General features: G+C 64.5%; 2 protein-coding genes. One reads left to right on the top strand and one right to left on the bottom strand.

What is annotated here, in order from left to right:
- The coding region (locus tag ACWD3D_RS36965; RefSeq protein WP_451465007.1) for a TetR family transcriptional regulator at positions 1–408 on the bottom strand (408 nt) is incomplete at its 3' end.
- Between the two features lie 571 nt (positions 409–979).
- Here ACWD3D_RS36965 and ACWD3D_RS36970 point away from each other — a divergent pair.
- A partial coding sequence (locus ACWD3D_RS36970) for an HAD hydrolase-like protein (protein WP_451465008.1) occupies positions 980–1,495 on the top strand: 516 nt, incomplete at its 3' end.

Here is a 1,495-nt window from a genome sequence, read left to right on the forward strand (position 1 = left end):
CGCCTGGGCGCGCAGGCGCTTCTCGCCAGGTTTCGAGCCGGCGAACGGCGCGGGCACGGCCGCGTCGATGCTGCGGCGCTCGTTCCACAGGCGGGCGCCGGCGCGGGCTATGACGTCCTCCCGCAGGGTGTGGGCGACATCGAAGCTGAGGGCGACCAGCTTCTCCAGCGGCGGGATGCCCGGAGCGGTGTACCGGGCGTTCAGCTGTGGCCAGCTGGCGAACTGCGCGCGGACGACCGCGAGTGCCAGCTTCTCCTTGCTGGAGTAGTGGAAGTAGATCGCTCCGCTGGTCCGACCCGAACGGTCACCGACTTCATTGATGCTGGTGCCCGCATATCCCTGTTCGACGAAAAGGTGTGCTGCCGATTCCAGGAGCACTTTCCGGGTTGCCTGTGCTCTGTCTTGCACGAATGTTCTACTTTCGTTCGTGTGTCTGATGGTGTGGGGCGCAAGGCTGTGCCCCGAGGCCGGTGCCGGAGGATTCGACGCGCGGAGATTTTATTATTCTTCGACTGTGCCCGCGCGTGGGCGGCATTGATGAATTCGTAAACCGGTTCGCAGTCGGGTTGGCGGACGTACCCGCGCGCGTTGCGCTGTCGCTGTGTTCCTCCCGCGCCCAACATGGCTTCTTTTTAACGTGGTTGATGGGGCGGTGGCTGAACTTCCAGGGGTCCGGCGCGACGTGCTTCCGGGGGGTCACCCCGTATCCGATCGGCTCTCAAACACTCGAAGTAGTGATTGCGGGACGCGCGGCCCAAAAATTAACGTAGCCCCTACGATGTTTTGGGCTTGCTTCAGAAGGACGGAAATCCGTCCGTCGTGGCATGCCCGGGAGACGGCATCGTTCGTCTCCGTGTGTGTTCACCGGGATCGCTTCGTCATCGCGATCTCAGCAGTCGAGTGCGCCTTTCCCGCTGCCCTGTGTCACTGCACCCGCCGACCGGGCGGGGCCGGCGTGCTCTTCGAGAACGGCAGAGAAATGACAGCTCATCGCATTTTCTCCTGGTCTCCGTCGGCGATCGTCTTCGATTGCGACGGAACCCTGATGGACACTGAAAGTCATTGGCAGGACGCCCGTCAGCGGGTCTTCACCGAGTTCGGCCTCCGCCCCCCGGCCGGATTCGCCGAACGAGCCAAGGGTGTTCACTACACCGAGTGCGGCGCGCTCATGGCCGAGGAGTGCGGGAAACCGGACTTCGTCGAAGACATGACGGACAGTCTGCTCAGACACTTCACGGCGCTGGTCGCCGACGACCCGGTGACCATGCCGGGTGCGACCGCGCTCGTACGGCTTGCCGCCCGGCATCTGCCGCTGGCGGTGGCGAGCAACTGCCCCTTGGACATGGTGGAGTCGAGCCTCGAACGGGCCGGTCTGCTCGGCCACTTCGACCATGTGGTCGCGTACCTCTGGGGCGGCAACGGTACGGCCGAACAGAACGGACGGTTCGACTGCTCCGGGCTGACGCAGGCCGCGTACCGGAGCGTGGACATCGAG

The sequence above is a fragment of the Streptomyces sp. NPDC002690 genome (assembly GCF_053592415.1).